The organism is uncultured Lamprocystis sp. (genome assembly GCF_903933125.1).
Lineage (GTDB): Bacteria > Pseudomonadota > Gammaproteobacteria > Chromatiales > Chromatiaceae > Thiodictyon.
In genome coordinates this window covers 1-2,767 of the sequence record NZ_CAIZIZ010000008.1, presented here as the reverse complement: position 1 = coordinate 2,767, position 2,767 = coordinate 1, and the positions used below count along the sequence as shown (strand labels likewise).

Here is a 2,767-nt window from a genome sequence, read left to right as displayed (position 1 = left end):
GAGTCCCCGAGACCGAGCGGCGCGCCTTATCCACCCTACAACGGAGCCGGTTTCGTAGGGTGGATAAGCGCAGCGCATCCACCATCGGCCTCGCTGCCGACACGCTGTTGGCGGCGGCCACCCAAATTTGGAACTGCTGTCGCTGCGCCCTGCGGCTCGACACCGCGACCACGCCATGGTAAGCCTGAATGGACACCGCCGACGTCAACACGGTGACACCTTCGGCACACCGGCTACGCCCATCTCCCCACATTCCTGACCAGGCCACACCCTCATGACGTATTGCCTCGGCCTTGCCCTCGACGAGGGCCTGGTGATGGCGGCCGATTCCCGCACCAACGCGGGCATCGACTATGTCACCACCTTCAGCAAGCTCCATGTTTTTCAGCCAGCCCCGGACCGGATTTTCATCCTGTTGTCCGCGGGCAACCTGGCGACCACTCAGGAGGTGATGAACCGTATCCGCCGCGATCTCGACCGCGCCCAGGGCCAGGGTGCCCAGGAATGCGGCCTGCTGACCGCCGATTATCTTTTCGAAGCAGCCGATTACGTCGGCCGGGTCAGCCTGGGCGTGCAACGCGACCATGGTCCGGCGCTGAGCCAAAGCGGGGTCAGCGTCGGGACCACACTGATCCTGGGCGGCCAGATCGCCGGGCAGCCGCATGGGCTCTATCTGATCTATCCCCAGGGCAATTATTTCTCCGCCTCGCCCGAGACCCCCTATCTGCAGATCGGGGAGAACAAGTACGGCAAGCCGGCGCTGGACCGCATCGCCAAGCCGGGGCTCGCGTTGGAAGACGGGGCGCGGCTGTGCGTGGTGTCGCTGGATGCCACCTCCCGCTCCAATGTCACCGTGGGGCCGCCCTTCGAGGTCGCCATCTATGCCAAGGACACCCTGACCCTGACGCACCGGCTCAAGCTCACCGCCGACCACCCGGCCCTGCGCGCCCTTTCCACCAGTTGGAATCAGGGTATCCGCATCGTCTTCGACGGACTGCCGCGCTTCGATTGGGAGTCCATGGGCGAGCAGGCGGAGCCGGCTCCGGCGGGTCAGCCCCTCCCGTAATGCCGGGCCGGATGGGGGCGCTCCTGCTTATGCATCCGCGCTTGCGTGAACCCTTATCCCTGCCGCGGGTCTGGATTCCCCGGCCCGGCCAACAGTGCGCGCAGGCGGGCGAGCTCCTGTTCGGCTTGCTCGGCCCGTGCGTGTTCGGCGTCGGCCCGCTGCCGCTCGGCCGCGGCGCGCGTCTCGGCCGCCGCGGCCCGTCGGCTGGCGACCTCGACCGGCAGCGGCAGCAACTCGTCCCGATCGGCCCAGCGCAGCCAGGTTGTGGCGATGCCGTCGAACTCGCCCTCCCACAGCACGAGCTTGAGCCCGAGCACCGCCACCGGCAGGCTGCCGTCGGCATCCCGCATGAGGGGACGGTAGCGGTTACCACGCAGCACGAAGCCGGCGCGGTCCTCGGGGTTGAAGGGGTCGAACCAGTAATAGGCCGGCACCCGCAACTGATCCTGATACACCAGCCGCTTCTCGCCCTTGTCGAAGGCGGCGGTGCTCTCGGAGAGCAACTCGACGACGGCGTCCGGACCCTTGCCCTCCTCCCAGACCACCCAGGATTTGCGCTCGCGGCGGCGCACACCTGTGACCACATAGATATCCGGGCCGCGGAAATGGCGTCCGCGGACCTGCTCGCCGCTGAAATAGACGAACTGGTTGCCGCCGACCGCCACGTCGCCGCGCGCGATGGCCCATGGCAACAGGGTCTGGATCAGCAGTTCGAGCTGGGCAAAGTGTCGCGCGGATTCCATCGGAATACCGTCCTCATAGGGGAGATCGTCCTCGGTGGGCAGCCGCGGCAGGACGGGCATCTGTAACGCGGGAACGGACATAGGCGGATACCTGACAAGGGGTTCGCTGCCGCAGAAGCATACGCGGGAACCGGCCCGACGCAAGGGACAAGCGGCGGACCCAGGTGCGGGGCCGTGCTCTCCTGATTCAGGCGCGCGGCTCGGCCAGCCCAGGTCCAACAGGTCCCGCGGCAACCCGTGAAACGCGATCGATGCGGACATTTCCGCGAACGCCTGCCGGTCAGCCCAGAAATTGACTACAATTTTCGGACAATGGCTGTGATCTTCGTTGCACACAGCCGGGCGCTGCCGAGGTATCGAACATGCAGGTCTATATTAGCCATGCGCGCGCGGACGCCAAGTTGGCCGATCGCATCGCCGCGGTCCTGCGGGACGCCGGATTACAGGTGTGGGACGACTCGCAAATCCTTGCCGGCGACAACTGGGCCGAAAAACTGGCCGAGGGTCTCGCCGGGTCCAACGCCATCGTCGTATTGGTTACCACCGATTACGCGAATACAGCAAACCTTGGCTACGACGTGGGCTACGCGCTCGGAAACCGGGATTTCAAGGGCCGCTTGATTCCGGTCATTGTCGAACGGCCCGGCGAGTCGATGCCGATTGAAGCCCCTTGGGTCTTTTCCAAGTTACGCACGATTCATCTCAAAGACCCGGACACCGACGACGCGGGGTTACAGCAGATCGCGCAGGCACTTAAGGCGGCTGCGTAGCGCCTGGGTCTCGGTATCATGATACCCAATGAGGCATTCCTCTCGCACTAGGGTGTTCAATCTGCCTCATATATCGCAATAAACGTTCATGCAGTTTTCGTGTTTGGCACTGAATCGATCAACGCATGCCGACGCCGGGCCAGCATCGACGTACCGATATGCGTTTCCGCCCACTGCTCGACATCAAT

3 protein-coding genes and 1 pseudogene are annotated in these 2,767 nt (G+C 64.8%); 3 read left to right on the top strand and 1 reads right to left on the bottom strand.

The features are described 5' to 3' along the window. Positions 1–182 (top strand): annotated as a pseudogene (locus tag QZY03_RS00500) (hypothetical protein); the annotation flags it as partial. A 92-nt stretch (positions 183–274) separates the two neighbouring features. Beyond that, the gene (locus QZY03_RS00495) at positions 275–1,066 is read left to right on the top strand and encodes a 20S proteasome subunit A/B (protein WP_295577088.1); all 792 of its coding nucleotides are present in this window, start codon (positions 275–277) and stop codon (positions 1,064–1,066) included. Between the two features lie 53 nt (positions 1,067–1,119). Here the strand turns inward: QZY03_RS00495 and QZY03_RS00490 are convergent, their stop codons facing one another. Beyond that, positions 1,120–1,890, bottom strand: coding sequence for a Uma2 family endonuclease (locus tag QZY03_RS00490; RefSeq protein WP_295577086.1), 771 nt, complete (start codon positions 1,888–1,890; stop codon positions 1,120–1,122). 281 nt (positions 1,891–2,171) lie between these two features. Between QZY03_RS00490 and QZY03_RS00485 the strand changes: the two genes are divergently transcribed. Then, positions 2,172–2,579: a toll/interleukin-1 receptor domain-containing protein gene (locus QZY03_RS00485; protein WP_295577084.1), complete on the top strand. Its 408-nt coding sequence runs from the start codon at positions 2,172–2,174 to the stop codon at positions 2,577–2,579. The last annotated feature ends 188 nt before the right edge of the window (positions 2,580–2,767 follow it).

Excerpts from the sequence above, each read along its gene's own strand:
- QZY03_RS00495 (WP_295577088.1), top strand. The coding sequence starts at position 275 with ATGACGTATTGCCTCGGCCTTGCCCTCGACGAGGGCCTGGTGATGGCG.
- QZY03_RS00490 (WP_295577086.1), bottom strand. The coding sequence starts at position 1,890 with ATGTCCGTTCCCGCGTTACAGATGCCCGTCCTGCCGCGGCTGCCCACC.
- QZY03_RS00485 (WP_295577084.1), top strand. The coding sequence starts at position 2,172 with ATGCAGGTCTATATTAGCCATGCGCGCGCGGACGCCAAGTTGGCCGAT.